The organism is Salinicola avicenniae (assembly GCF_023736115.1).
Taxonomy (GTDB): Bacteria; Pseudomonadota; Gammaproteobacteria; order Pseudomonadales; family Halomonadaceae; genus Salinicola; species Salinicola avicenniae.
The window spans coordinates 143,491-167,839 of the sequence record NZ_JAKQZC010000006.1 but is presented as its reverse complement, the minus strand read 5'-3'; the positions used below and the strand labels follow the sequence as shown (position 1 = coordinate 167,839).

The following is a 24,349-nucleotide window of genomic DNA, read 5'->3' as shown; positions in this document are numbered from 1 at the left end:
TGCCGAGAGCATGACGACGCGGTATGCGGTTCACTCGATTCGAGATTCAGGGAAAGGTCTCGATCGAAAGGGGGCTAGCCGAAGGGCGTCTTGCCGGCCAGCGAGGAGCCGGCGAGGGCCTCTTGCAGGCTCGCGACCACGTCATCCGGCAGCGCGAGTCCGCTGGCGAGCGCGTCGTCGCGGCGCTTCAAGCCCGACTGGCCGGGCAGGCGTACCGGCCGTGCCGGATCTCGCGGCTTGGCATCCAGGCATCGCCGGGCGACAAAATCGGTCTCGTCGAGGAACGCCTCGGTGCCGCCAAACTTGGCCGGGTCGATCACCATCACCATGACCGATGCGCCCCATCCCTCAGGGGCATCCTTGCGACCAAAGCCCGACAGCGCCGACGTCAGCGCCTCCACCATCAGGCCCAGCGCAAACCCCTTGTGGCCGAAGGCCAGTCCGCCCAGTGGCAGAATGCTGCCCGGCGGCTCGGCGAAGTAATCGGCCGGATCATCGCTAACGTCGCCCGTACCGGAGAGAATCGCCGGATGCGCGAGTTTGTCGCCGGCGGCATGGGCCTTGCCGACCGTGCCATTGGTAAGGGTCGACATGCTGACGTCGATCAGCTGCGGCTGTTCGCGACCGGGAATACCGATCGCCAGGGGGTTGGGTGTATAGACGCGGTCCAGGCCGCCGAACGGGGCTACCGAGGCGACCGCCGGGTCGGAACTCAGGATCATCGGCACCAGGTTGGCGTCGACCAGCGGCTGCAGATAGGCGGCCAGGCAGGCGATATGATGCGAGCGCTTCACGCAGACCATGCCGATGCCATAGTGCTTGGCGGCCTCGCGACCGTGATCCAACGCCCGCTGCACCACGTAGGGCCCCAGCAGATAGTGGCCGTCGAACAGCGCCGCCACCGGGCTGTTGCGGTGAATCTCGAGGAGCGCGTCGTCGCCCTTGGCATGGCCCGCGCGCAGGTCCTTGAGATAGCCGTTGGCGAGTTTGACGCCGTGGGTATGGTGGCCGAGCAGGTCGCCCTCGACCAGGATGCGGGCCGTGGTCTCGGCAACCGTGGGCGTGGCGCCGTTCTCGGTAAAGAGCGTCGTCAATGTCTCGCGTAGCGTGGCGGCATCAAAGTGTGTCATGGGGACCTCGGTGTCTGTTGGGGGGCGGGCCGACCGCGCAGGCGACGCATCAGCCGCAGCAGCAATGGCAGGAACCAGATCAGGATGACCAGCGCGCCCAGCGCGGCGCTGATCGGGCGCTCGAAGAAGGCGAGCAGGTCACCGTTCGACTTGAGCATCGAGCTCATGAAGCTGTTCTCCAGCGTACCGCCGAGCACCAGGCCGAGGATGGCCGGTGCCATCGGGAAGTCGTTGCGGGCGAGCACGAACGCGACCAGGCCGATGACCAGCATGATCCAGATATCGGTGACCGAGTTGTTGATCGCGAACGCGCCGACGATGCAGAAGCTCAGGATCACCGGCATCAGCATCTTGCGCGGGGTGAGGATGAAGACCTTCGAGGCGCGGATTGCCAGATAGCCGAGCGGCAGCATGATGAGGTTGGCGACGAAGAAGACCGTGAACAGGGCATAGACCTGACCGCCGCCCTCCATGAAGATCGTCGGTCCCGGATTCATGCCCTTCATGTACAGCACGCCGATCACGATGGCAGTGATGGTGTCGCCCGGAATCCCGAACACCAGCGCCGGCACCCAGGCGCCGCTGATACCGGAATTGTTGGCCGAGCTGGCATCGACGATGCCCTCGATGTGGCCGCTGCCGTACTTCTCCTTGTGTTTCGAACGGCTCTTGCCCAGGGCATAGGCGATCCAGGCGGCGATGTCCGCGCCGGCACCAGGCAGGGCACCGATCAGTGTGCCCAGCGAACTGCCACGCAGCACGTTGCGCCAATAGTGGCGCAGGTGGCCGGGTACGCTGGCGAAAACGCTGTCGCGGGCCGTGACCGGCACCTGGCGCGACTCGTTCTTCGTGCCGTAGAACATCATGATTTCGTTGAGCGCGAACATGCCGATCATTACCGGAATGAAATTGATGCCGGCCATCAGATCAGGGATGCCGAAGGTGAAGCGCGGGGCGCCGCTCATCATGTCCAGCCCCACGGTCGACAGCAGCAGGCCGACGGTCAACGACAGGAAGGCCTTGAGGCGCGAACCGATGGCGATGAAGATCGAGCTGCTGAGCCCCAGCAGGGCCAGCCAAAAGTACTCGAACGAGCTGAAATTGAGCGCGATCTCGGCCAGCGATGGCGAGACCAGCACCAGCACGAGGGTGCCGAAGAGGCCGCCGATCACCGAACAGATCAGGTTGGTGCCCAGCGTTTCCCGGGCGCGGCCAAGTTGTGCCAGGCGGTGTGACTCGCCGACATACGCGGCGGAGGCTGGCGTACCGGGAATATTGAGATAGGTGCCGGGGATATCACCGGCGAAGATCGCCATCGCCGAAGTGGCGACGATCGCTGCGATCGCTGGCGTCGAATCCATGTAGAAGGTGATCGGTACCAGCAGGGCGACCGCCATGGTGGCGGTCAGCCCCGGGATGGCGCCGACAAAGAGGCCGAACACGGCGGCAGCGAGGATGACCAGTAAGGTCTGGGCATTGAAGACCATCCCCAGACCCTGCAGAAACGGTTCCATGGGCAATCACCAGGCAAGGAGGCTTGGGGGAAGGAGGGTGCCTTCCGGCAGGGGAATCAGCAGGTAGCGCGAGAACAGCAGATAGATCACGACGGCGATGACGATCGATACCAGTAGTGCCAGCCACAGTTTCGCCCCGCGGATCAGCATCAGCAGCAGCATGCCGAGCGCCATGCAGAGCGGTGCGCCGAGGGTATCGCTGGCCAGAATGTAGAAGACGATCAGCGCACAGGGCACCAGTGAGATCGCCAGGCCGCGATAGTCGTAGGCCGAGAGGGCACCGCCAGCGCTACGCCAGGCCGTTTTCACCGATGCCAGCCTCGTCAGGGCCAGTATCGCGCCGCCCAGCACCATGCCGGCGCCGATCAATGACGGAAACAGTGAAGGGCCGAACTGCAAGGTGGGCATCGTGGGGTAGGTGCGGGCGACGGCAATCACCACGCCGCCGCCGATCACGAATGCCAGCCCGAGCAGGAAATCTCTCATCGGGTTTCTCCTGTCGGTGCCTGGCGTTACTTGGCCAGACCGACCTGGTCGACGATCTCGCCGAAGCGCTCATCCTGCTCGGCCATGAAGGTGCCGAAAGCCTCGGCGCCGCGCCATTCGGTGCCAAAGCCCTGCCGGGACATGAAGTCCTGATAGGTATCGCTCTCGTAGGCCGCTTCGATGGCGCTTTCCAGCGTTTCGACGATGGCCGGGTCCATCCCTTTCGGACCGGCGATGCCACGCCATTCGCCGATGGTGTAGTCGCTGCCGATCGCTTCATTCAGCGTGGGCACGTCGGGAAAGCTGTCGAGCCGATCCGGGGCCATGATGGCCAGACTCTGCACCTTGCCGGCATCGATCATCGAGCGACCTTCGGGTACCGAACTCGGCACGATATCGATGCTGCCCGCGGCCATCTCGGTCATGGCTGGCGCCGCGCCCTGGCTCGGAATCCACGACACGCGCTGCGGTTCCATGCCCTGATCGAGCAGGAAGCCGGCAAACGCCAGGTGCCAGACGCCGCCCTGGCCGGTGCCGGAAGCGTTGTAGGTGCCCGCCGGCTCTTCGCGAATCTGCTCGACCAGCGACTCGACCGAACTGAACGGGCCATCGGCGGCCACCTGTATGCCCGCGTAGTCGTAGTTGATCTGGGCGATCGGGGTGTAGTCCTCGTAGGTCAGCTGGGTCAGCCCCTGCCAGTGCATCATGTTGATCTCGCCCGTGATCAGGCCAAGCGTGTAACCGTCCGGCTTGGCCATCGCCATCGCGGTATGACCCACCACGCCGCTACCACCGGTGCGGTTGACCACGTTGACGGTTTGGCCCAGCTCTTCCTCCAGGGCTGCGGCGATGGTGCGAGCCGTGGCATCGGTGCCGCCGCCGGCTGCCCAGGGCACGATCAGCGTGATCGGTTTTTCCGGATAGTCGGCCAGCGCCGGTAGCGGCAACAGCAGTGTCAGGCCCAGCAGACCGGCGAGATGTCGGCGTGGTATCGAAAACGTCATGGCGTATCTCCAGAGCAATGAGTCGGGTGCGATCCGGCTTTTCTTGTCTTGCTTCCGCTCCCTGAAGCTATGTTTTATGACCATTGAGTGCAATATTCGTATTGTCTAGACATTGGTCTAGTCTGTGCTGGATTTTCGCGATTAATGGCGCGAAATATGATGGTTTAAACCGCAAATTAATGACGGTTAATATCATCGATATCAGCAACTTCAGGTTTCGCTTGCCTTAAATTTCGCGATTTCCGACCACGTCTTCTTTGTCAGCCTACGCCGCTTCTCGAAGCACGTATTTGCGCCAAAAGTCTATGTTGTACTTATTGGTCATATGTTCAACATAGGTGATGGCGTTTAATGGAGCGCGCTGCCGGTGATCGCGCCGCCAGGTCGTGCCCTTGGCCCGTTTCGATACGCGAGCGGACGATAACGCGCCGAGCGATCGATACCGGTAGCGAACTTTTACAACGATATTCCTAGCGAGAGGTGGGGGATGAACGCCATGACACGCACGACCGGAATCGCCGCCGCGACGGCAGCCTGCGCACTGATGCTAGCCACGCTCAGTGCACAGGCTGCCGAGTACGAATGGACCTTTCAGGCGTCCGAGACCTCGGGCGAGCCGAGCTTCAAGATCAAGCAGGCGTGGCTCGAACGTATCGAGACCATGACTGGCGGGCGTGTCTCGATCGAGCTGCTGCCGATCAATGCCGTCGTCGGCCCCACGGAAACGCTGCAGGCGGTTTCATCCGGCATCCTGCAGGGACATATGACCGATCCGAGCTACTTTTCGGGCCAGAATCCTGCCTACGGCATGATGGGCAATCTCGTTGGTGCCTGGAGTGATCCCTACGACTTTCTCGAGTACATGAATCAGGGCGGTGGGGAGGCGATCTACAACGAGATCACCGAACCCTACGGTGCCCACCTGATCGCCGCCGGGACGTTCCCGCTGGAGTCGATTCCCTCGACGCGCGAGATCGACTCGATGGAGGACTTTCAGGGGCTCAAGATCCGCGCGCCGCAGGGCATGGTCTACAACATCTTCGAACGGCTGGGTGCCTCCCCGGTCAACCTGCCGGGCTCGGAAGTCTATACCGCGCTGGAAAAGGGCGTGATCGACGCGGCCGACTCCACCGTGCTTTCCAACAACGATGCCATGGGCCTGCACGCCTTCGCCCCGTATCCGCTCTATCCCGGCTTCCATTCGATGCCGATGATCGCGATCTCGCTCAACAAGCAGATCTGGGACGGCCTGCCGGAAGATCTCAAGAGCATCCTCGAGACCGGCTTCGATGCCATGGCTTACGACCTGGTGGCGCGTCTGAAGGTCCAGGATCTCGAGACCTTGGCCAAGCTGCAGGCAGACCCGGACGTGCATCCGATCGACCTCTCGCCCGAGGAGCGCAAGCGCTTCCGTGAAGCGGCGCGTCAGGAGTGGCAGGAGTGGGCCGGTCGCAACGCCCAGACGCAGCAGGTCTACGACTCCGCGGTCGCGTTTCTGCAATCGCGCGGCCTGCTGGACGCCGGCGAATGATCGAGGCGCCCGGCCTCAGGTCGGGCGAGCGTGAACCGTACTGGAGATCCGGCCAGCGGCACCGGCACTCGAACCGCTCGGTGCCGAATTGGCTCACAAAATCGCAGTGAAAACCCGATACAGAGAAAGGAGAGAGGCATGCGCCTGATTCAATGCCTGAACGACGACAGGCTGACCGTCGCCCGTGTCGTGAGCGATACCGAAGTCCAGGTCGTCGAAGGCGACGAGGGCGTCTATGGCCTGGCCAGACGTGCCATCGCCGAGGGCACATCGTTAACGGCCGTTGTCGAGGCGGCGCTGACCGAGACGCGTCTCGATTACGCGCAGCTCGTCGAAGAACGCCGCCTGCTACCGCCGATGACGCATCCCGATCCCGCGCACTGTCTGGTCACCGGCACCGGGCTGACGCACCTCGGCAGCGCCGATACGCGATCTGCCATGCATGCCACCGACAAGATCGACGAGAGCGAGTTGACCGATTCGATGCGCATGTTCCGCATGGGCGTGGAAGCCGGCAAGCCGAAGGCGGGCGAGGTCGGGCCACAGCCGGAATGGTTCTACAAGGGGGACGGCGACTGCGTGGTCGCGCCGGAAACCGAGATCCCGTCTCCAACCTTTGCGCAGGACGCCGGCGAAGAGCCGGAGCTGGCCGGGCTCTACGTGATCGGCGGAGACGGCACGCCGTGGCGGGTCGGTTACGCGATCGGCAACGAGTTTTCCGACCACGTTACCGAACGCTTCAACTACCTGTGGCTGGCGCACTCCAAACTGCGCGCCTGCAGCTTCGGGCCGGAACTGTTCGTCGGCGAGCTGCCCGCGAACCTCGAAGGTACCAGTCGAATCGTGCGCGATGGCCGTACGTTGTGGGAGAAGCCGTTCCTGACCGGCGAGGCCAACATGGCACATAGCCTGGCGAACCTCGAGCATCACCACTTCAAGTACCGCAACTTTCGTCGCCCCGGTGATGTGCACGTCCATTTCTTCGGCACCGCCACCCTGAGTTTCGCCGACAAGATCGTCGTCGAACCGGGCGACCGCTACGAGATCGACCTGCCAGCGTTGGGGCGGCCGCTGCGCAACCCGCTGGGGAGCGAGTCGGACTTCGGCTATTCGGCGGCCACGGCGCTCTAGAGCGGCGCTGTCGCCCATCTGGCCCCCGTATTCGACGACGACACGTGAAAGCAATCCGGAAGCGCATCATGAGCGATCATCCCCGCGTCACGCCCGAGCGCCTGCGCTCGCGCTGGTGGTTCGACAATCCCGAGCATGCCGGCACCACGGCGCTCTGCCTCGAGCGCTACATGAACTACGGCATCACGCTAGAGGAGCTCTCTTCCGGCAAGCCGATCATCGGTATCGCCCAGTCCGGCTCGGATCTGACGCCGTGCAACCGGCATCACCTCGACCTGGTCGAACGGACCAAGGCGGGGATTCGTGCCGCCGGTGGCGTGCCTTTCGAATTTCCGCTGCACCCGATCCACGAGAACGTGCGCCGGCCGACGGCCGCACTGGATCGCAATCTGGCCTATCTGGGCCTGGTCGAGGTGCTGCACGGCTATCCGCTCGACGGCGTCGTGTTGACCACCGGCTGCGACAAGACCACACCGGCGTGTCTGATGGCCGCCGCGACGGCGGATATTCCCGCGATCGTGCTCTCCGGCGGGCCGATGCTCAACGGTTGGCGCGGCAAGGAGCGGGTCGGCTCCGGCACTATCGTCTGGGAGCTGCGCAAGCGCCTGGCCACCGGCGAGATCGACTACCCCACCTTCCTGGCACGGATCGCCGATTCGGCGCCCTCGGTGGGGCACTGCAACACCATGGGCACGGCCTCGACGATGAATTCGATGGCCGAAGCATTGGGCATGAGCCTGCCCGGCTCGGCGATGATTCCGGCGCCCTACAAGGAGCGACCGATGGTCGCCTACGCCACCGGTGCGCGCATCGTCGAGATGGTCTGGGAAGATATTCGTCCGAGCCGCATTTTGACCCGGGAAGCGTTCGAGAACGCGGTCGTCGTCTGCTCCGCCCTGGGTGGCTCGAGCAATGCGCCGGTGCATATCAATGCGATCGCGCGCCACGCCGGCATCGAACTCACCAACGACGACTGGCAGCGCCTTGGCCACGACATTCCGCTGCTGGCCAACGTGATGCCGGCGGGTGCCTATCTCGGCGAGGAGTTTTTCCGTGCCGGCGGTGTCCCGGCAGTGGTCCATGAACTGCTGGCGGCCGGACGACTTCACGGCGATGCGCTGACCGTCAACGGACGCTCGCTGCAGGACAACTGCTTTGGCCGGGAAACCCAGGATGACGACGTCATTCGCCGCTATGCCGACCCGCTGGTCGAGTCGGCGGGTTTTCTCAACCTGAAGGGTAACCTGTTCGATTCAGCGCTGATGAAGACCAGCGTGATCTCGGAGGATTTCCGACGTCGCTATCTCTCCAATCCGGATGATCCGGAGGCGTTCGAAGGCAAGGTTGCCGTGTTCGATGGTTCGGAGGATTACCACGCTCGCATCGACGATCCAGCGCTCGAGATCGACGAGAACACGATTCTGGTCATGCGTGGCGCCGGGCCGGTGGGGCATCCGGGCGGGGCGGAAGTGGTCAATATGCAGCCGCCGGAGGCGCTGCTCAAACGCGGCATCGAGTCACTGCCGTGTCTGGGTGACGGGCGTCAGTCGGGCACTTCCGGTTCGCCGTCGATCCTCAACGCCTCGCCGGAAGCAGCAACCGGCGGCACACTGGCGCTGCTCGAGACCGGCGATCGTCTTCGTATCGATCTCAAACGCGGCGAAGCCAAACTGCTGATCGATGACGAGGAACTGGCGGCAAGACGCGCCAAGCTCGAAGCCAACGGGGGCTATCCCTACCGCGATCACCAGACACCGTGGCAGGAGATTCAGCGCTTGATGGTCGAACAGCTGGACCGCGGCATGACGCTGGCGCCGGCGACCAAGTACCGTGCCATCGCCTGGGATCTGCCGCGGGACAATCACTGAGCCACGAGAACGCCGTCACCAAAGCCCAAGGGCGGCATCAGGCGCCTGGGACAGCATAACGGCGTAGTTTCGGACGCCCTGGTATAGACAGCGCCGTGGCTTCGGGCGTCCTAAACGCGGCTTTGGGCGTCCTAAAAAGTCCCCGGGTAGGCGCCCCCATCAAGCAGCACGTTCTGTCCGGTCAGGTAGCCGGCCTGCTGGCTGCAGAGAAAGGCGCAGAAGGCCCCGAACTCTTCGGATGTGCCGAAGCGGCCGGCGGGTATCGCCGCCGCACGGGCTTGAGCCAAATCGTCGGCGTCTAGCCCGCGCTGGCTGGCCGCCCGTTCGATATTGCCGCGCAGGCGTTGGGTATCGAAGCTACCTGGCAGCAGATTGTTGAGGGTGACGTTGCGGCTGGCCAGGCTCGACTGGCGGGCAGTGCCGGCGACGAAGCCGGTCAGCCCGCTGCGGGCGCCGTTGGAGAGCCCGAGCACGTCGATCGGTGCCTTGACGGCGGAAGAAGTGATATTGACGATGCGGCCGAAGCCGCGTTCGGCCATGCCGTCGACGCAGGCCTGAATCAGGGCGATCGGCGTGAGCATATTGCCGTCCACGGCGGCGATCCAGTGCTCGCGTGACCAGTCGCGAAAATCGCCCGGCGGTGGCCCGCCGTTGTTGTTGACGAGAATATCGACCTGCGGCGCTGCGGCCAGCACCGCTTTCTGCACCACGGGGTCGCCGATATCACCGGCCACCGTACGAACCTCGATCCCGGTATTCAACTCACGCAGCTCGGTGGCGACGGCGTCCAGGGACTCGGCCCGCCGCGAGTTGATGACCAGGTTGACGCCCTCTTGCGCCAGCGCTATTGCGCATCCCTTGCCCAGGCCTTGGCTGGCCGCGCAGACGACGGCCCAGCGGCCGCGAATTCCCAGATCCATGACGCTCTCCTTGGTGGATGTTCGTATCGCCTTGGTCGATATTCGTGTCGCCTTGGTCGATGATCGTCTAGCCTCGCCGGCGCCTGGGGTCAGCCGCGTGCCGTTTCCGGTATCTCGCCCAATAGCGTTTCCGGCATCTCGAGGCCCAGCGCAGCGGCCGTGCCCTCGAGTACCGCGACCGAGGCGAAGAAGGCGTCTCGTGGCCGACGGGTGCGGATGCACTCCATCAGCTGCCGGTGACGCTCCAGGCTCTCTTCCGGGTCGCTGGCGCTGACATTGGATGTCTCGACCAGTAGGTGAATCGACGGCTGCAGGATATGCGAAAGCTGGGTCCAGACGATGTTGTGGGTGGCCTTGAAGATGGCGACGTGAAAGGCGACATCGTGCTCGCTGTGCAGGCGGCCGCCCGGGTCGCGCAGTTCCTGGCCCATGCCGTCGAAGGCTTCCTCGATAGCGACCAGGTCGTGTGCCGTGGCGCGTTTGGCCGCGGTCATCGCCACGTAGGGCTCGACGTCCAGGCGGAAGGCGAGAATCTCGCGCTGGATGCCGGGATTCGGCGTGGCGAAACGGGTCATCCAGGCGGTGACCTGCGGATCGAGGATGTTCCACTCGGCGTAGTCCCGCACGCGCGATCCATAGCCGGAGATGCGCTCGATGATGCCGGCATCCACCAATCGACGCAGGTCGCTGCGCACCGCCGAGCGATTGAGCGAGAACTGCTCGCACAGGTCGATCTCGCGAGGGACAAAGGCCCCCGGCGGATAGCGTCCGGCGAAGATATCACTGGCCAGTGCCTCGGCGACGCTAATGCGTTGTCGGGAATGCGGTGGCGGTGCGTCCTTCACGAAAATCGGGTCCCGGCGGTCGAAGAAAGGCGCGGCGTATGGTCAACATAGCCGCGTTCAATCTCATCTTACCCGTCTCGCCGCGTCGGTGGCGACCGTGAAAGATCGACATACGGCGATGGTCTTAGCCTTGCTTGCCTAGAACACCCAGCCGGGCAGCGTCAGTGACAGTGCCGGTACGAAGGTCACTACCAGCAACAGCGCGACGAGCAGCAGCCAGTAAGGCATGACCGCGCGAATGAAATCCGGTATCGAGACGCCGGTGATTGAACAGGTCGTAAACATGACCGTGCCCAGCGGGGGCGTCACGGTGCCGGTGGAGGCATTGAGGATGAAGATGATGCCGAAATGCACCGGATCGATGCCGAACTGTGCGGCGACCGGGGCTAACAGCGGCGAAAGCACGATCAGGATGGCGTTGCCCTCGAGGAACATCCCCAAAACCAGCAGCAGCAGATTGGCGATCAGCAGAAACGCCACGGCGCTGCCGACCTCCGACGACAGCAGCAGGGCGATCTGTTGGGGAATCTGCTCCCAGGTCAGCACGCGCGCGAAGCCCGATGCGACGGCGATGATGAAGAGCACGTTGACCGAGGCCATGAGGGACTCCCGCGTAGCGATGGCAACGCTGCCGAGTCCCATTTCTCGGTAGACGAACAGCCCCACGATCAGCGCATAGAGCACGGCCATCGCGCCCGCTTCGGTCGGCGTGAAGATACCGATACGGATACCGCCGATCACCACCACCGGCAGCAGCAGGGCGATGATTCCGGCACGGGTCACGCTGATCCACTCGTGGCGGGTCACGCGCTCGCGGCGCGGGGGCTGGTAGCCGCGACGGCGACACTGGCGCGAGACCATGATCATCAGCGCCACGGCCATCAGCACGCCGGGGACGACGCCGGCCAGGAACAGCCGGCCGATGGAGACATTGTTGACGTAGCCATAGACGATCAGCGCGATGCCGGGGGGGATGGTCGAGGTGATCAGCGACGACGAGGCGGTGATCGCGCTGGAAAAGGCCTTGGGGTAGCCGGCGCGACTCATGCTCGGCACCAGCAACTTGGCATTCATGGCGGCGTCGGCGATGTTGGAACCGGAAAGCCCGCCCATGAAGGTGCTCAGCAGGACATTGGCCTGGGCAAGCCCGCCGTGCAGGCGGCGAGTCATCAATTCGGCGAGCTTGAGCAGTTGCTCGGTGATGCCGGAGTGATTCATGAAGACACCGGCCATGATGAAGAACGGAATCGCCAGTAGCGAGATCGACTCCAGACCGCCGGCGAGGCGCTGGATCAGCATCACCATCGGTTGGTCGGCGCCAACCAGGAAATAGACCAGGCTGGAGGCGAACAGGGCGAAGGCGACCGGCGTGCCAAGGCAGAAAAGAATGAAGAGGGCGGCGAGCGCGAATCCGACAGCCATTCAGGTCACTCCTGTTGAGGTCACTCGCTGGCCTTGGCGGCGGAAGTCTCCGCGGCCGGCGGGGAGAGAGCGCGGTCGCCGTCGATCAGACGCACCAGCCCGTGATAGAGCATGATGACGGCGCTGATCGGAATAGCGACGTGAATCCAGTAATAAGGGATCTGCAGCATCGGTGTGCTGCGAAAGCGCGAGAACGGCAGCAGTTCCAGGCCCCAGACGAGCATGGCCGAGGCACACAGCATGACGATGCCGACGTTGAAAATTCGGGTGTTCCAGCGTGCCAGCCTCGGTGGCAGCCGGTCGCCAAGCAGGCCGATCAACACGTGCTCATTGCGGCGCACCAGCGCACTGGCGCCGAGGAATGTCGCCCAGACCAGCAGCAGCTGCAGTATCTCCTCGCTCCACGCGAGCGGTGAGGCAAACAGGTAGCGCATGATGACGTTGGCGATGGCGACCACGAACAGACCGAACAGCGCCAGGCTGGCGACTGCCTCATCGAGCCGCATCAGTCGGTCGAGTGTCTTGAACAGCGTTTTCTTCATGGGCAATCCTTTGACGTGGACGCGATGCCGCTGCCCCGACAGCGCGAGTCGTTGCCGCCGGGAGCGCGATAGAAGCCTGCGCGAGCGTGTCGCGCAGGCACGTCATCACGGCGTCATGATCTGGCTGACCTGCTCGTAGAGACCGTCGCTCCACTGCGGGAAGGCTGCCGGAATCTGGGCGGCGGCGCGTTCGCGAAACGGCGCGGTATCGACCTCGTTGACCTCGACACCGGCATCCTTGAGCTGCTGCAGCGAGGTTTCCGTCGCCTGTTCGACAAGCCCGCGCAGGTTATCGGCCATCTCTTCGCCGGTCTCGGTCAGGATCTGTTGCTCCGCCGGGCTCAACTGCGACCAGAACGTTTCGCCGGTCACGAACGGAGCCACCGTATGCATGTGCGCGGTCAGGTTGAGCTGTTTCACGACCTCTTGGAACTTGCCGCCGTAGAGTACCGGCAGCGGATTCTCGACGCCGTCGACCAGGCCTTGGGCCAGCGCCGGATAGACATCGCCCAGCGACATGGGGGTCGGTACGGCACCCATGGCTTCGATGGCGGCGACGTACATCGGCGAGTTCTGCACGCGTATCTTGACGCCCGCGAGATCGTCGGGCGTGGTGACCGGGTCGCGGGAAAGCAGATGGCGAACGCCGTAGACCGTATCGGGTATCACGATGTGATAGCCGGACGCCTCGACCTTGCTCTCCTGTTCAGCGAACCAGTCGGAATCGAAGACCTTGAGCTTGCTGTCGAAGTCATCGGCGAGATAGGGCGCGTCGAGCACCGCCAGGTCCGGCACCGAACTCATGAAGTTGGAGTAGGCGGTGATGGTGATCAGCGGCGAACCGAAGCGGGCCTGCTCCATCACCTCGGTCTCCCCGCCGAGCTGGCTGGCGGGAAAGGCCTTGAGTGTCAATTCGCCGTCGCTTTCTTCGGCCACGCGGTCTGCCCAGGCCTTGACGGCCACGTCGACCGGTTCACTCGGCTGGTTGCCGTAGGCGACTCGAATCTCGGTGGCGGCCTGCGCGCTGCCGGCCAGGGCGCTCAAGCTCGCCAGGGTGAGAGAGGCGGTCACTTGGATCCATCGTTGGGTTGTCATGGGCGTGCTCCTGTTTCGTCCTGATTATCGTGTGGCGTGTGAACAGCATCGATCTGTCGTTTGCGTCTCTGCCATCAGTTCGATGAGCTCGAGCCGTCGAGTGCGGCCTGGAGCGCCGGCGTGGCGCGGTCCAGCAGACGCGCTTTTTCCACCACTGGGCGCAGGCGGCGTATCAGCTTGGCGTCGTGGTTCTGGGCGATATCGGCGATGCGGTGGTCCAGATACGGGTTGGCGAAACGTTCGAGTGTCGCGGCCAGATAGGTTTCGAGCTGTGTCTGCGGCAGCTCGGCGGCCAGCGTCGGCAGCACCTCCGTCTCGAGTACCGCTGTCAGCGGGTCGCGCAGCGACGGCGTCTCCATGGCCTCACGGACCAGCGCGACGGGGTGCCCCTGCTGCTGCCAGAGATGCACCAGGAAGGTATGTGCCAGATTGAGGATGTGCAGCTTGCAGGTCGCCATCGGCGTGAGGTCGTCGACAACCTGAACGTCGGGATGAACGCACGGCACGGCCATCCCGGGGCGTTGCTCGATTGCCCATAGGGCGTAGGGTTCGGCCACGGCTCCCAAAGGGTCGAGCGGTGCCGAAACGATGCGGTCGACCAGCGTGCTGGCCCAGACGCATCGCTGTTCCAGCCAGGCGACGAAGTCGGCGGTCTCGGCTGTTTCCCCGCCGTCGCGACGGGCCATGGCGACAACCAGTGAGCGCAGCTGATCGGCGTTGCGGTCGATCAGCTCGCACGGCAGGATCGTGAGGCCATCCTTGCCGGCCGTGAAGCGCGCACGAAGCAGCCGCGTCAGCTTGCCCGGGAAGCTCGCCGGCACCGCGGCCAGACTGGAGTCATCGCCGATCTCATAGCCATTGTCCGCGGTATTGGAGACCACGATTCGCGCCCGCTCGACTACGTGTCGCTCCAGCGTGCGCCACTGCTCGTCGGCGATCAGGCAGCCGGCAATGCTGGCGATCGTTTCCTCCCGGTCGATTGTCACGCCGTCGCGCCGACCGCGAACACGCACCGGATAGCGACACTGTCGGGCCAGCGCGCGCGCCTTGCGCTTACCTTCCTCGCGCGGCGAGGTCTGGACCACCAGAATGCGCTGATCGCTGGTGCCGGCCTCGAGCGAGGCCGACACCAGTGCGTCGACGTGGGCGAGCAGAAAGCGGCCGGTGCCGAACTGGATGATCGATGCGCCCGACGGGAAGTCGGAAAGGTCAGATGTCATGGTGGCGCTCGTCATGGCGACGTTCTTCATGGCGGCGTTCTTCATAGAGAGACCCCACGTTTCCAGGGGATGAAGTCGTGTTGCGAGAGTCGCTGGGCGCATGATCGATAGCGCCCGGACGCGGTCTCGAGACACAGCATCAGCAGGTCATCGGCCAGCTCGCCGATGGCGCGCTCGCCGCGCACGATGGGGCCAGCATCGAAGTCGATGATGTCTCGCATGCGGTTCGCCAACTCGCTATTGCTGGCGATCTTGAGCACCGGCGCCACCGGGTTGCCGGTCGGCGTGCCCAGCCCGGTCGTGAAGAGGATCAGATTGGCGCCGGATCCGGCCAGGGCGGTGGTCGATTCGACATCGTTGCCGGGCGTGCAGAGCAGGCTCAGGCCCAGGCGACGCTGTGGTTCGGTGTAGTCGAGCACGTCGACGACCGGGCTATCGCCGCCTTTCTTGGCGGCCCCGGCGGATTTCATCGCATCGGTGATCAGGCCATCGCGGATATTGCCGGGCGAGGGGTTCATGGCGAAGTCGGCGCCTACCGCCTCGGCATGACGCTGATACGATTCGATCAACTGGCTGAAGCGCTCGGCGATCGCGGTCTCGGTGCAGCGGGCAATCAGCTCGTGCTCGACGCCGCAGAGCTCGGGGAATTCCGCGAGGATACCGCTGCCGCCAAGGGCTACCAGACGGTCGACGACCGCACCGACCAGCGGATTGGCCGAGATCCCCGAAAAGCCGTCCGAGCCGCCGCATTCGACGCCAAGGATGAGCTTCGACAGCGGTGCCGGCTGGCGGGTGATCCGATCGGCGGCCGCCAGACCGTCGAAGATCGAGCGCAGGGCGCCTCGTATCAGTGCCTCTTCGCTGGGCGAGGACTGTTGGTCGAAATAGTCCACCGTTTTCAGCGCGTGGGGATCGCGTTCGGCAATGGCCGACTTGAGCATGCGAATCTGCGCTTTCTGACACCCTAGGCTCAACACCGTCGCGCCGGCGACATTGGGATGACAGACATAGCCCGCGAGCAACTGACACAGCGCCTGGGCGTCGTCGTCGGTGCCGCCGCAACCGAGGGTGTGATTGAGAAAGCGCACGCCGTCGACGTTGGGGAAGCGCCGCGGGACGTCAGACGGTGCCTCGTCGCCGTCACTTGCCGGGTTATCGGTGCCATCCAGCATCTGCCGCGCCATGCGTTTGTAGTCGCGATAAGGGTCATCGCCTAGGGCATCGCTGACACACTGGCGCAGCACCTCGATATTGCGGTTCTCACAGAAGACCAGCGGAATCACCAGCCAGACGTTGGCGGTGCCAACGCTGCCATCGGGGCGGTGGAACCCTTCGAAGGTCGTCGCCTGAAAGCGCGACGTCTCCGGCGGCGTCCAGTCCTTGGTGCCAGGCATGGCTTTGTCGCCACCCGTGGCATGGGCCAGGTTGTCCGTGGTGAGGGCGCCGCCGGCGACGATCGGCTGTGTCGCTTTACCGACCACCACGCCATACATGGTGACGGTGTCGCCCGGCGCGAAGTCGACCAGCGCGAACTTGTGCTTGGCACGCACGTTATCGACCAGCGTGAACGTCTGTCGGTCGACCGCCACCTCGCGGCCGGCGGGCAGGTCGGTCAGGGCAACCGCCACGTCGTCGTCGGGGTGGATGCGCAGGGCGGCGCGTGCGAGGCCATCGGTCGCGATAGCGTCGTTGCCGGTAGGGGAGGTCGTGCCGCTCATGCGCCGGCTCCCGCGGGTTCCCCTTCGAATGTGTCTGTGCCGTCGAGTGTCACCATGGCCTTGACCACGCCGCTGGCGGGGTCGCACCACTGGGGCATCAAGGTCGGCAGGTCCGCGAGCGTGCCGCGGTGGGTGATAAGCGGGGTAGTCTGCAGTTCGCCACTTGCCATCAGCCGTGTCACCGTCTCGAAATCCTCCTTGGTGGCGTTGCGGCTGCCGAGCAGGGTGAGCTCCTTCTTGTGGAAGTCCGGGTCATTGAAGGTGATATCCGCCTTGACCACGCTCACCAGCACATAGCGACCGCCGTGACCGGCAAAGTCGAAGCCACGATTCATCGCCTCGGGATTGCCGGTGGCGTCGAAGACGACGTCGGCGAGAGCGCCATCGTTCATCGCCACAATCTCGGCGACCACGTCTTCCTCGACGGCGTGCCATACCGCATCCGCGCCGAAGGCATCGCGACACAGCGCCAGGCGTTCACGGTTGGTGTCGACCATCGCCACCCGCGCGCCGCGGCTTTTCGCCACCTGCAGCACGCCCATGCCGATCGGCCCGGCGCCGACCACGACCACCAGTTCGGCCGCGGCAACCTGGGCGCGACGAACCGCGTGGGCGCCGATCGCTTGACATTCGACCAGCGCCAGCTGATCCGGTGACAGCGCCGGTACCGGGATCAGATGCGTGGCGGGCACGTTCAGCGTCTCTGCCATGCCGCCGTCGCGATGTACGCCGATCACCTCGAGCGACTGGCAGCAGTTGGTACGGCCCTGGCGGCAGGCGCGGCACTCGCCGCAGTGCAGGTAGGGAATGACGTAGACCGACTGGCCAACAAGACCGGAGTCGACATCGTCAGCCGTGGCGACCACCTCGCCGCCGAGCTCATGCCCCAGTACCCGCGGGTAAACGAAGTAGGGCTGGTTGCCACCGAAGGCATGGATATCGGTGCCGCAGATGCCGATGCGGCGAATGGCGACGCGGGCTTCACCCGGCGCACAGTCGGGCGTCGGCCGCTCGATGAGATTCATCTCGCCGGGCTGGGAACAGACGACGACTTGCATATTGGCTTCTCCTGGGGCCGGCGTACGGCGCTATCGGTTCAAAGGCCTGACCAATTGGCGGAGGCCTCGCCCCGCCGATCCGCTTCGGCAGGGGGGCTGGATTCCGCCTGTCGCTGGGAGGTCTCCGCTTCAGCTCTCGATGCAGCGCTGCTGCTGTTCGCCGAGCCCCTCGATACCCAGGCGCATGACCTGTCCCGGCTTGAGGAAGATTTTCGGGTTCTGCCCCATGCCGACGCCCGGTGGTGTACCGGTGGAGATGACGTCGCCCGGCTGCAGGCTCATGAACTGGCTCAGGTACGAGACGAGATGGGGAACCTGGTACACCATGGTGCGCGTGGAGCCGTCCTGATAGCGCTTGCCGTCGACCTCGAGCCACATGTCCAGATCGTGCGGGTCCTCGATCTCGTCGCGGGTGACCAGCCATGGGCCGAGCGGGCCGAAGGTGTCGCAGCCCTTGCCCTTGTCCCAGGTGCCACTGCGTTCGAGCTGGAACTCGCGTTCGGAGACGTCGTTGACCACGCAGAAGCCGGCCACATGGCTCATGGCATCGGCTTCCTCGATATAGCGCCCGCCCTTGCCGATGACCACGCCCAGTTCGACTTCCCAGTCGGTCTTGGTCGAGCCGCGCGGGATCTCGATATCGTCGTCGGGGCCGCAGATGGCGCTGGTCCACTTGTTGAAGATGACCGGCTCGGCCGGCACGTCCGAGCCGGTCTCTGCGGCGTGATCGGAGTAGTTGAGGCCAATGCAGATGAACTTGCCGACGCGACCGACGCAGGGGCCGAGGCGGGTATCGGAAGCGACTGCCGGCAGGTTGGCGAGATCGACCTGGGCCAGCGCGGCGAGGTGCTCGTCCGACAGTGTCTCACCGGCGATATCGTCGATTTCACCGGAGAGGTCACGGACGACACCGTTGGCATCGACAATGCCGGGTTTTTCCTGCCCCTTGGGGCCATGGCGCAGCAGTTTCATGCGATTTCCTTTCCTGTAGCAGTAAGTGAGGGGGGATGACGCGCAATCGGCGCTCGTGATGGGGATCAGTTGGACCAGCCGCCATCGATCATCTGCACGGTCCCCGTGATAAAACCGGCGTCGTCGCTGGCCAGATGCGCGGCCAGTGCAGCGATCTCTTCTACCTTGCCGAGCCGCCCCATCGGTTGTCGGGCGACAAAATCGGCGAAGACGTCGTCGGCGGTACGCCCCTGTTGTCGCGCCTGTTCCGCGACCCGCTCGCGCAGGGAGGGGGAGTCGACGGTGCCGGGACAGATCGCGTTGCAGCGAATGCCCCGGGTCATGAAGTCGGCGGCGACGGATTTGGTCAGGCCGATGACGGCAGCCTTGGAGGTGCCGTAGGCGCAGCGGTTGACCACGCCTTTGACGCTCGAGGCGAGTGAAGACATGTTGATGATGTTGCCGCCGCTGTTGGCCAGCATGGCCGGCAGGGCGGCGCGAATGGTGTAGAACATGGCATCGACGTTGAGGCGGTGCGCAAAGGTCCACTGTGCATCGTCGCAGTCGAGAATCGACCCGGCGGGCACCGTACCGGCACAGTTGAACAGAATGTCCAGCGGCGGCAGCGATTCGATCAGCGAGGCGACGGCTGCGGCATCGGTGACATCCAGGGCATAGCACTCGGCGTCTTTCAGACCCGCCAGCTTGTCAGGGTCGACATCGGTGGCGATGACTCGAGCGCCCTCCGCCAGGAACCGCTCGGCGGAAGCGCGACCGATCCCCTGTCCGGCGGCGGTGATCAGCGCGGTCTTGTCGGCGAGTCGCATGAGCAGTCGTCTCCTGAATCGCGGCATGCTGGCAAGGCACCCCGGTTTTTGGTTCTAATGTCTAAAGGCCTGACCTTTGGTCCGAGTATTAGGCTTCGCCGTAGCGGGCCGCAAATCGCCAAACGTCTAATATCGTGACGAAATCCCATGAATTCGCCGATTTTTTCGACTTATGTCTAATCTTTGACTCGTATCAGGAGGTCGATAGATGCCGATTCAGTCCATTCGTGCCCAGCGGCTCTATCGCCAGATTGCCGATCAGTTGCTGGTCTTGATCCAGCAGGGAGAATTCCCGCCCGGTACGCTGTTGCCACCCGAGCGCGATCTGGCGCAGCAGCTCGGTGTCAGCCGTGCCTCGGTGCGGGAAGCCCTGATCGCGCTGGAAGTGGTGGGGCAGGTGGAGGTGCGTGTCGGACACGGCGTGCTGGTGCTGGAACGCGACGAAGCCGTCGGCAGCTCGGTGATGAGCGAAGCGCGTCGCAAGGCGCCGTGGTCGCTCGACCCCGAATTCGATAGTGAGATCGAGCTCGATCTGGACCAGGAAATTCCGCCGTTTTCGCTGCTGCAGGCACGGCGCTATCTGGAGCCGGAAACGGCAGCCCTGGCGGCGACCAATGCCAGTGAAGCGGATCTCGTTGCCATGCGCGCCGCCTATGCGCGTAACGTCGAGGACAATCTGCAGGGCGGGCGCAACCAGGCCGGCGACCGGCTACTGCACATTCGCATTGCCGAAGCCTCGGGTAACGCGGCCTACGCCATGACGATCAAGCATCTGCTTGGCCATCAGTACGGCATGATGTTTCGCCGGCTGCAGGAGCTGTTCATGGAAACCGACATGCCGCGCCAGTCACAGCATGATCACCAGCGCATTCTCGACGCGATCGAGCGCCGCGACCCGGATGCCGCGCGGCACGCCATGGAGGTCCACCTGGATCATGTGCTGCGGGTGTTTTTCGATGCGTGACGCCTACGGCAATGATGTGCGAAATCCCGCGGGGCGCCTCGTTCGCGTCGCTCGACAGCGGCGCTGATCCCTGCCCTGATGGCCGCGGTGGCTATCCGTGGCCGCTGCTTGGCCAGAATCGCGCCGTCAGGCGTGCGACATCAGCTTTGTCAGTGCTTTTTCCAGCCCTTCCACCAGCATCCTGCTATGCGTTGCCTGAAACACCAGCGGCGGGCGGATCTTGAGGATGTTGGCATGCGGGCCGATGGCGCCGATCAGTATGCCTTCATCACGTAAGCCATTGACGATGGCCAGTGCCATGGCGGCATCGGGTTTGCCCTTCGAGTCGATGATCTCGACGCTCGCGTAGAGTCCTGCACCGCGGACGTTGGCGAGAACGGGATAGCGTGGCACCAGCGCCGAGATGCCCTCGACGATCGCCTTGCCGGCCCGTTGGATCGAGGGCAGCAGATTCTCCTGTTCGATCACTTCGAGCACGGCCAGACCCACGGCGGCAGAGACGGTATTACCGCCGAACGTATTGAAATAGCTCGATTCGCTGCCGAAACGCTCAAGGATATGCGGCTTGACCACGGTCGCGGCCATCGGATGCCCGTTGCCCATCGGCTTGCCCAGCGTGACCAGGTCCGGGACCAGGGCGTGACGCTCGAAGCCCCACATGTGCTCACCGCTGCGGCCGTAGCCCGGTTGCACCTCGTCGGCAATGTAGAGACCGCCGGCCTCGCGGATGGCCGCTACCGCTTCCTGAAGGAAGCCGGGGGGATCGAAGAAGCCGCCGTCGCTGGTGAAGAAGGTATCGATCAACAGGGCCGCCGGCCGGATGCCGTGGCGTCGCATGTCGGCGACCGCGGCGCGCACATCGGCGGCGAAGCGCTTGCCGACCGCCGCCGGATTGGCCGGGTCGTGGATTGGCGCGGGAATCGCGCGGGCGTCGCGGTCGAGCTTGACGTAGGGGCCCATCGACGCCGATAGCGCCGCTATCGACTTGGTCATCCCGTGATAGCTGTAGTCAGTGACGATCACGCCGGTGCCGCCGGTATAGTCCTCGGCAATACGTAACGCCAGGTCGTTGGCCTCGCTACCGGTACAGGTAAACATCACCTGACTGAGCGCTTCGGGCATGGTCCCGATCAGTTTCTCGGCGAAGTCGAGCACGTTGTCGTGCAGATAGCGGGTGTGCGTGTTGAGTTCGCTCGCCTGACGCGTGAGCGCCTCGAGGACATGCGGATGGCAATGCCCGACCGACGGCACGTTGTTGTAGACGTCGAGATAGCGATTGCCATCGGCATCGAATACCCAGACGCCCTCACCGCGGACGAGATGGAGCGGGTCCTGATAGAACAGCTGATAGGCGGGGCCGAGCAGGCGTCGACGACGCTCGATCATGTCCCGCTTTGCCGCCGAGAGGGTATCGCCGGTGCTGGCGTCGAAGGCGTTGGTCTTGAGCATCGTTCTCTCCTGGGCAGGGCTGGACAGCCCTTGTGTCTCGAATCGGCGTGATGACGCGGATGATGCCTCGAGCAGCGAGACGACGACTTGACCGTGAGGCAGCGATGGCTGTGTCCGGCGGTCAACTGCCTGCCGAGGCCCTATTTCCTGTCATCCCCGGTCAAGGACGTGTGACGCCGGGTCAAGCCGGCGTGGACTTGCGCGCTCCATGCTGTGAATCGCGATGAGAAGTCGCGCCAACGTTCACGGCTGACAGGAGATTTCCATGGCTTATCCATCGACGCTCGAGACGGATTCGAGGGCGAATGCACCGCAGGCGGATGATCTCGACGACGATACGCTGACACGTCTCGCAGAGGCGGCCGTCGCGCGCTATCCGGTGCCGGTACGCGGCACGGTCAGGCTGTTGTGCCGCTCGGAGAACGCGACCTTTGTCGTCGAGAGGGTGGATGGCGTGCGCCACGCGCTGCGTCTGCATCGCGGCGGTTACCATGAACGGGAGGATATCGTCAGTGAATTGGCGTGGCTGGCGGCGCTACGCGAGGCGGGCCATCAAGTGCCCGAGCCGGTGGCCGATGCCGCCGGCGAGACGGTGCTGACCTTGCCGCTGGCTGGGTCGGCAAGCGAGACACGGGAGGTGCGTCACGCTGTGATGTTCGGCTGGATGGCGGGCGATATGCCGACCAATGCTGTCGATCCCCGGGCATTTCGGCGTCTTGGCGAAACCACCGCGCATCTGCATCGTCACAGTCGCCACTGGCAACGGCCGCCGGGGTTCCGGCGCCTGCTTTGGAATCACGACACCATGGTCGGTGAGCGCGGCCACTGGGGCGACTGGCGAGACGCGCCCAACCTGCAGACCCGCGACTGGCCGACGATTGAAACGGCGATCTCGCGGATCGGCGCCGAGCTCGAAGCCTATGGCCAGGCCCCCGAGCGCTTCGGCTTGATTCATGCCGACCTACGCCTGACCAACCTGCTGCTGGAAGGCGACGAAACCCGCGTGATCGACTTCGACGACTGCGGTTTCGGCTGGTACCTGCACGACCTCGCGGCGGCGTTGAGCTTCGAGGAACACCATCCGCGCGCCGGGGAGTGGCTGTTACAGTGGCTCGCGGGCTACCGCGAGGTGGCAACGCTCGATCCGGCCGATCTCGCCATTATCCCGGCCATGATCGCGCAGCGACGCATCCAGCTGCTCGCCTGGACCGGCTCCCATGCCCGGACACAACAGGTCGCCGACCTCGGTGCGGATTGGGCGGATCACTCGGTGCGGTTGGTGAGCCGTTATCTGGACGGCAGGCTGCCGCTCGGCGCCGACTGATACCGTGGCGCGAAGAGCGGACCCGTGGCGCGAAGAAAGAAGAGCGGACTCGTGACACGACCGGGTGCAGTCGCGTCTCTGTCCGCACCAATCCGAAGCGGTCGGGCTGTCTCGTTTTGGCAAGGCGCGATCGCGCGGCCAATCGGGCTGGCCGGCAGGCGCGTGAATTCAAACGGTGGAGGGGCAGGGAGGCTGCTGCTGGTATGAAATTTGCTGCCTGACCATGAACTCGCATCAGCGGATAGACGCTCATGAACCTATCGCTTCTCTCGGGCGGGATATCGCTTCTCCCGGACGGGACCGAGACCGCCTTCGGCGCCATGACCGGCGAGCCCACGGCGGGTAACCGGGGCGTGCTGTCCGCTGCGGCCAGCGGTCTGTGCGATTTCATCGGCCATCAGGGTGGCGATGCCGACCGGATTCTTGGCACCAGCGGGGTCGACCCGGAACTGCTCGCCCAGCCGACGCTCAGCCTCGGCCTCGACGACTACTGTCAGGTCATGGAAAACGCGGCGCGTGACTCTCGATGCGACAACTTCGGCCTCTACTATGGCCAGCAGTTCAAGCCGCAGGCACTGGGGCTGATCGGTTATATCGGGCTCTGCTCGTCGACCCTCGAGGCGGCGTTGCACAACTGGGTGGCGGCCTTCCCCTACCACCAGCACGACACGCTCATCCGGTTGGTGGAGGCCGACGACTGCTGGCGGCTGGACTATCAGGTGCGTCATGGCCGCATTCTGTGTCGGCGTCAGGATGCCGAGCTGACCATGGGGATGGCGCTCAATCTGATCCGTCACGCTGCCGGGCCGCACTGGGCGCCGCGTGCCGTCATGTTCGAGCATCCGCGCCCGGAGCAGTGGCATGACCACTGTAAATCCTTCGATTCGCCGGTCTATTTCGATCAGCCACTCAACGCGATGTTGATCCCCAAGCGCGACCTGAATCGACCGATGCCGGAGCGTGACCCGCTGCTGCTCGGGGTGATTGTCGATGCGATACGTCGGCTCGACGGACAGCGCCGGCCACAGGGGCTCATCGATCACGTGCGGGATCAGGTACGCCAGACGCTGTCGAACGAGGAACCGACGCTGGAAAGCGTCGCCCATCGCCTCGACCTGTCGAGCTGGACGCTGCAACGGCGCCTGCATCATGAGGGCGCGAGCTTCAGCGGGCTGATCGACGGCGTACGTCGTGAGATGGCCGACCACTATCTCCGCCAGCCACACCTGTCGATCTCGGAAATCGCGCTCTTGCTGGGCTTTTCGGAGGCGAGCGCGTTCTCACGTGCGTTTCGTCGCTGGCAGGGTGTCAGCCCGCGCCAGTGGCGAAGCGACAGCCAGTAGCCACTGG

General features: G+C 64.3%; 21 protein-coding genes. 6 read left to right on the top strand and 15 right to left on the bottom strand.

What is annotated here, in order from left to right; translation table 11 throughout:
* Positions 1-74: 74 nt before the first annotated feature.
* Genes MC381_RS15440 through MC381_RS15425 form a run of 4 tightly spaced genes read right to left on the bottom strand, consistent with a single transcriptional unit; the run spans position 75 to position 4,134 of the window.
* Positions 75-1,130: an Ldh family oxidoreductase gene (locus MC381_RS15440; RefSeq protein WP_251978651.1), complete on the bottom strand. Its 1,056-nt coding sequence runs from the start codon at positions 1,128-1,130 to the stop codon at positions 75-77.
* The gene (locus MC381_RS15435; protein WP_251978650.1) at positions 1,127-2,644 is read right to left on the bottom strand and encodes a tripartite tricarboxylate transporter permease; all 1,518 of its coding nucleotides are present in this window, start codon (positions 2,642-2,644) and stop codon (positions 1,127-1,129) included. The genes MC381_RS15440 and MC381_RS15435 overlap by 4 nt, the downstream gene beginning before the upstream one ends.
* 6 nt (positions 2,645-2,650) lie before the next feature.
* Positions 2,651-3,130, bottom strand: coding sequence for a tripartite tricarboxylate transporter TctB family protein (locus MC381_RS15430; protein WP_251978649.1), 480 nt, complete (start codon positions 3,128-3,130; stop codon positions 2,651-2,653).
* 26 nt (positions 3,131-3,156) lie between these two features.
* Positions 3,157-4,134 carry a tripartite tricarboxylate transporter substrate binding protein gene (locus MC381_RS15425; RefSeq protein WP_251978648.1) on the bottom strand — a complete coding sequence of 326 codons (978 nt, stop codon included), beginning with the start codon at positions 4,132-4,134 and terminating at the stop codon, positions 3,157-3,159.
* A 496-nt stretch (positions 4,135-4,630) separates the two neighbouring features.
* Between MC381_RS15425 and MC381_RS15420 the strand changes: the two genes are divergently transcribed.
* The 3 genes from MC381_RS15420 (at position 4,631) to MC381_RS15410 (ending at position 8,664) form a co-directional block, all read left to right on the top strand.
* Positions 4,631-5,665, top strand: a complete 1,035-nt coding sequence (locus MC381_RS15420) for a TRAP transporter substrate-binding protein (protein ID WP_251978647.1) — start codon at positions 4,631-4,633, stop codon at positions 5,663-5,665.
* 138 nt (positions 5,666-5,803) lie between these two features.
* Positions 5,804-6,796 (top strand): AraD1 family protein, encoded by a 993-nt coding sequence (araD1, locus tag MC381_RS15415; RefSeq protein WP_251978646.1) that lies wholly within the window; start codon positions 5,804-5,806, stop codon positions 6,794-6,796.
* A 68-nt stretch (positions 6,797-6,864) separates the two neighbouring features.
* A complete protein-coding gene (locus tag MC381_RS15410; protein ID WP_251978645.1) occupies positions 6,865-8,664 on the top strand; it encodes an IlvD/Edd family dehydratase in 1,800 nt (599 codons plus the stop codon).
* Between the two features lie 131 nt (positions 8,665-8,795).
* On the opposite strand, the gene MC381_RS15405 is transcribed toward MC381_RS15410, so the two are convergent.
* From MC381_RS15405 to MC381_RS15360, 10 genes are all read right to left on the bottom strand, one after another.
* The gene (locus tag MC381_RS15405) at positions 8,796-9,584 is read right to left on the bottom strand and encodes an SDR family oxidoreductase (RefSeq protein ID WP_251978644.1); all 789 of its coding nucleotides are present in this window, start codon (positions 9,582-9,584) and stop codon (positions 8,796-8,798) included.
* 89 nt (positions 9,585-9,673) lie between these two features.
* Positions 9,674-10,429, bottom strand: a complete 756-nt coding sequence (locus MC381_RS15400; RefSeq protein WP_251978643.1) for a FadR/GntR family transcriptional regulator — start codon at positions 10,427-10,429, stop codon at positions 9,674-9,676.
* A 138-nt stretch (positions 10,430-10,567) separates the two neighbouring features.
* Positions 10,568-11,851: a TRAP transporter large permease gene (locus MC381_RS15395; RefSeq protein WP_251978642.1), complete on the bottom strand. Its 1,284-nt coding sequence runs from the start codon at positions 11,849-11,851 to the stop codon at positions 10,568-10,570.
* Positions 11,852-11,871: 20 nt separating this feature from the next.
* Positions 11,872-12,393, bottom strand: a complete 522-nt coding sequence (locus MC381_RS15390) for a TRAP transporter small permease (protein ID WP_251978641.1) — start codon at positions 12,391-12,393, stop codon at positions 11,872-11,874.
* A 105-nt stretch (positions 12,394-12,498) separates the two neighbouring features.
* The gene (locus MC381_RS15385; protein WP_251978640.1) at positions 12,499-13,488 is read right to left on the bottom strand and encodes a C4-dicarboxylate TRAP transporter substrate-binding protein; all 990 of its coding nucleotides are present in this window, start codon (positions 13,486-13,488) and stop codon (positions 12,499-12,501) included.
* Between the two features lie 74 nt (positions 13,489-13,562).
* Positions 13,563-14,738 (bottom strand): mannitol dehydrogenase family protein, encoded by a 1,176-nt coding sequence (locus MC381_RS15380; protein WP_251978639.1) that lies wholly within the window; start codon positions 14,736-14,738, stop codon positions 13,563-13,565.
* Between the two features lie 11 nt (positions 14,739-14,749).
* Positions 14,750-16,426 carry a UxaA family hydrolase gene (locus MC381_RS15375; RefSeq protein WP_251978638.1) on the bottom strand — a complete coding sequence of 559 codons (1,677 nt, stop codon included), beginning with the start codon at positions 16,424-16,426 and terminating at the stop codon, positions 14,750-14,752.
* On the bottom strand, positions 16,423-17,484 hold the full coding sequence (locus MC381_RS15370) for a zinc-binding alcohol dehydrogenase family protein (protein WP_251978637.1): 1,062 nt from the start codon (positions 17,482-17,484) through the stop codon (positions 16,423-16,425). Before MC381_RS15370 ends, MC381_RS15375 begins: the two co-directional genes overlap by 4 nt.
* A 129-nt stretch (positions 17,485-17,613) precedes the next feature.
* The gene (locus MC381_RS15365; RefSeq protein ID WP_251978636.1) at positions 17,614-18,456 is read right to left on the bottom strand and encodes a fumarylacetoacetate hydrolase family protein; all 843 of its coding nucleotides are present in this window, start codon (positions 18,454-18,456) and stop codon (positions 17,614-17,616) included.
* A gap of 65 nt (positions 18,457-18,521) precedes the next feature.
* A complete protein-coding gene (locus tag MC381_RS15360) occupies positions 18,522-19,262 on the bottom strand; it encodes an SDR family oxidoreductase (protein ID WP_251978635.1) in 741 nt (246 codons plus the stop codon).
* A 208-nt stretch (positions 19,263-19,470) separates the two neighbouring features.
* On the opposite strand from MC381_RS15360, the gene MC381_RS15355 reads away from it, so the two are divergent.
* Positions 19,471-20,226, top strand: coding sequence for a FadR/GntR family transcriptional regulator (locus tag MC381_RS15355; protein ID WP_251978634.1), 756 nt, complete (start codon positions 19,471-19,473; stop codon positions 20,224-20,226).
* A gap of 126 nt (positions 20,227-20,352) precedes the next feature.
* On the opposite strand, the gene MC381_RS15350 is transcribed toward MC381_RS15355, so the two are convergent.
* Positions 20,353-21,675, bottom strand: coding sequence for an aspartate aminotransferase family protein (locus tag MC381_RS15350; protein WP_251978633.1), 1,323 nt, complete (start codon positions 21,673-21,675; stop codon positions 20,353-20,355).
* 265 nt (positions 21,676-21,940) lie between these two features.
* Between MC381_RS15350 and MC381_RS15345 the strand changes: the two genes are divergently transcribed.
* Both MC381_RS15345 and qhpR read left to right on the top strand, forming a co-directional pair.
* Entirely contained in the window at positions 21,941-22,999 is a 1,059-nt protein-coding gene (locus MC381_RS15345) for a phosphotransferase enzyme family protein (protein ID WP_251978632.1), read from the top strand.
* A 251-nt stretch (positions 23,000-23,250) separates the two neighbouring features.
* Positions 23,251-24,342, top strand: coding sequence for an AraC-like transcriptional regulator QhpR (gene qhpR, locus MC381_RS15340; RefSeq protein WP_251978631.1), 1,092 nt, complete (start codon positions 23,251-23,253; stop codon positions 24,340-24,342).
* Positions 24,343-24,349 lie beyond the last annotated feature (7 nt).

Bases quoted from the DNA above. Each gene is read 5' to 3' on its own strand.
- MC381_RS15440 (WP_251978651.1), bottom strand. From the start codon at position 1,130: ATGACACACTTTGATGCCGCCACGCTACGCGAGACATTGACGACGCTC.
- MC381_RS15435 (WP_251978650.1), bottom strand. From the start codon at position 2,644: ATGGAACCGTTTCTGCAGGGTCTGGGGATGGTCTTCAATGCCCAGACC.
- MC381_RS15430 (WP_251978649.1), bottom strand. From the start codon at position 3,130: ATGAGAGATTTCCTGCTCGGGCTGGCATTCGTGATCGGCGGCGGCGTG.
- MC381_RS15425 (WP_251978648.1), bottom strand. From the start codon at position 4,134: ATGACGTTTTCGATACCACGCCGACATCTCGCCGGTCTGCTGGGCCTG.
- MC381_RS15420 (WP_251978647.1), top strand. From the start codon at position 4,631: ATGACACGCACGACCGGAATCGCCGCCGCGACGGCAGCCTGCGCACTG.
- araD1 (WP_251978646.1), top strand. From the start codon at position 5,804: ATGCGCCTGATTCAATGCCTGAACGACGACAGGCTGACCGTCGCCCGT.
- MC381_RS15410 (WP_251978645.1), top strand. From the start codon at position 6,865: ATGAGCGATCATCCCCGCGTCACGCCCGAGCGCCTGCGCTCGCGCTGG.
- MC381_RS15405 (WP_251978644.1), bottom strand. From the start codon at position 9,584: ATGGATCTGGGAATTCGCGGCCGCTGGGCCGTCGTCTGCGCGGCCAGC.
- MC381_RS15395 (WP_251978642.1), bottom strand. From the start codon at position 11,851: ATGGCTGTCGGATTCGCGCTCGCCGCCCTCTTCATTCTTTTCTGCCTT.
- MC381_RS15390 (WP_251978641.1), bottom strand. From the start codon at position 12,393: ATGAAGAAAACGCTGTTCAAGACACTCGACCGACTGATGCGGCTCGAT.
- MC381_RS15385 (WP_251978640.1), bottom strand. From the start codon at position 13,488: ATGACAACCCAACGATGGATCCAAGTGACCGCCTCTCTCACCCTGGCG.
- MC381_RS15380 (WP_251978639.1), bottom strand. From the start codon at position 14,738: ATGAAGAACGTCGCCATGACGAGCGCCACCATGACATCTGACCTTTCC.
- MC381_RS15375 (WP_251978638.1), bottom strand. From the start codon at position 16,426: ATGAGCGGCACGACCTCCCCTACCGGCAACGACGCTATCGCGACCGAT.
- MC381_RS15370 (WP_251978637.1), bottom strand. From the start codon at position 17,484: ATGCAAGTCGTCGTCTGTTCCCAGCCCGGCGAGATGAATCTCATCGAG.
- MC381_RS15365 (WP_251978636.1), bottom strand. From the start codon at position 18,456: ATGAAACTGCTGCGCCATGGCCCCAAGGGGCAGGAAAAACCCGGCATT.
- MC381_RS15360 (WP_251978635.1), bottom strand. From the start codon at position 19,262: ATGCGACTCGCCGACAAGACCGCGCTGATCACCGCCGCCGGACAGGGG.
- MC381_RS15355 (WP_251978634.1), top strand. From the start codon at position 19,471: ATGCCGATTCAGTCCATTCGTGCCCAGCGGCTCTATCGCCAGATTGCC.
- MC381_RS15350 (WP_251978633.1), bottom strand. From the start codon at position 21,675: ATGCTCAAGACCAACGCCTTCGACGCCAGCACCGGCGATACCCTCTCG.
- MC381_RS15345 (WP_251978632.1), top strand. From the start codon at position 21,941: ATGGCTTATCCATCGACGCTCGAGACGGATTCGAGGGCGAATGCACCG.
- qhpR (WP_251978631.1), top strand. From the start codon at position 23,251: ATGAACCTATCGCTTCTCTCGGGCGGGATATCGCTTCTCCCGGACGGG.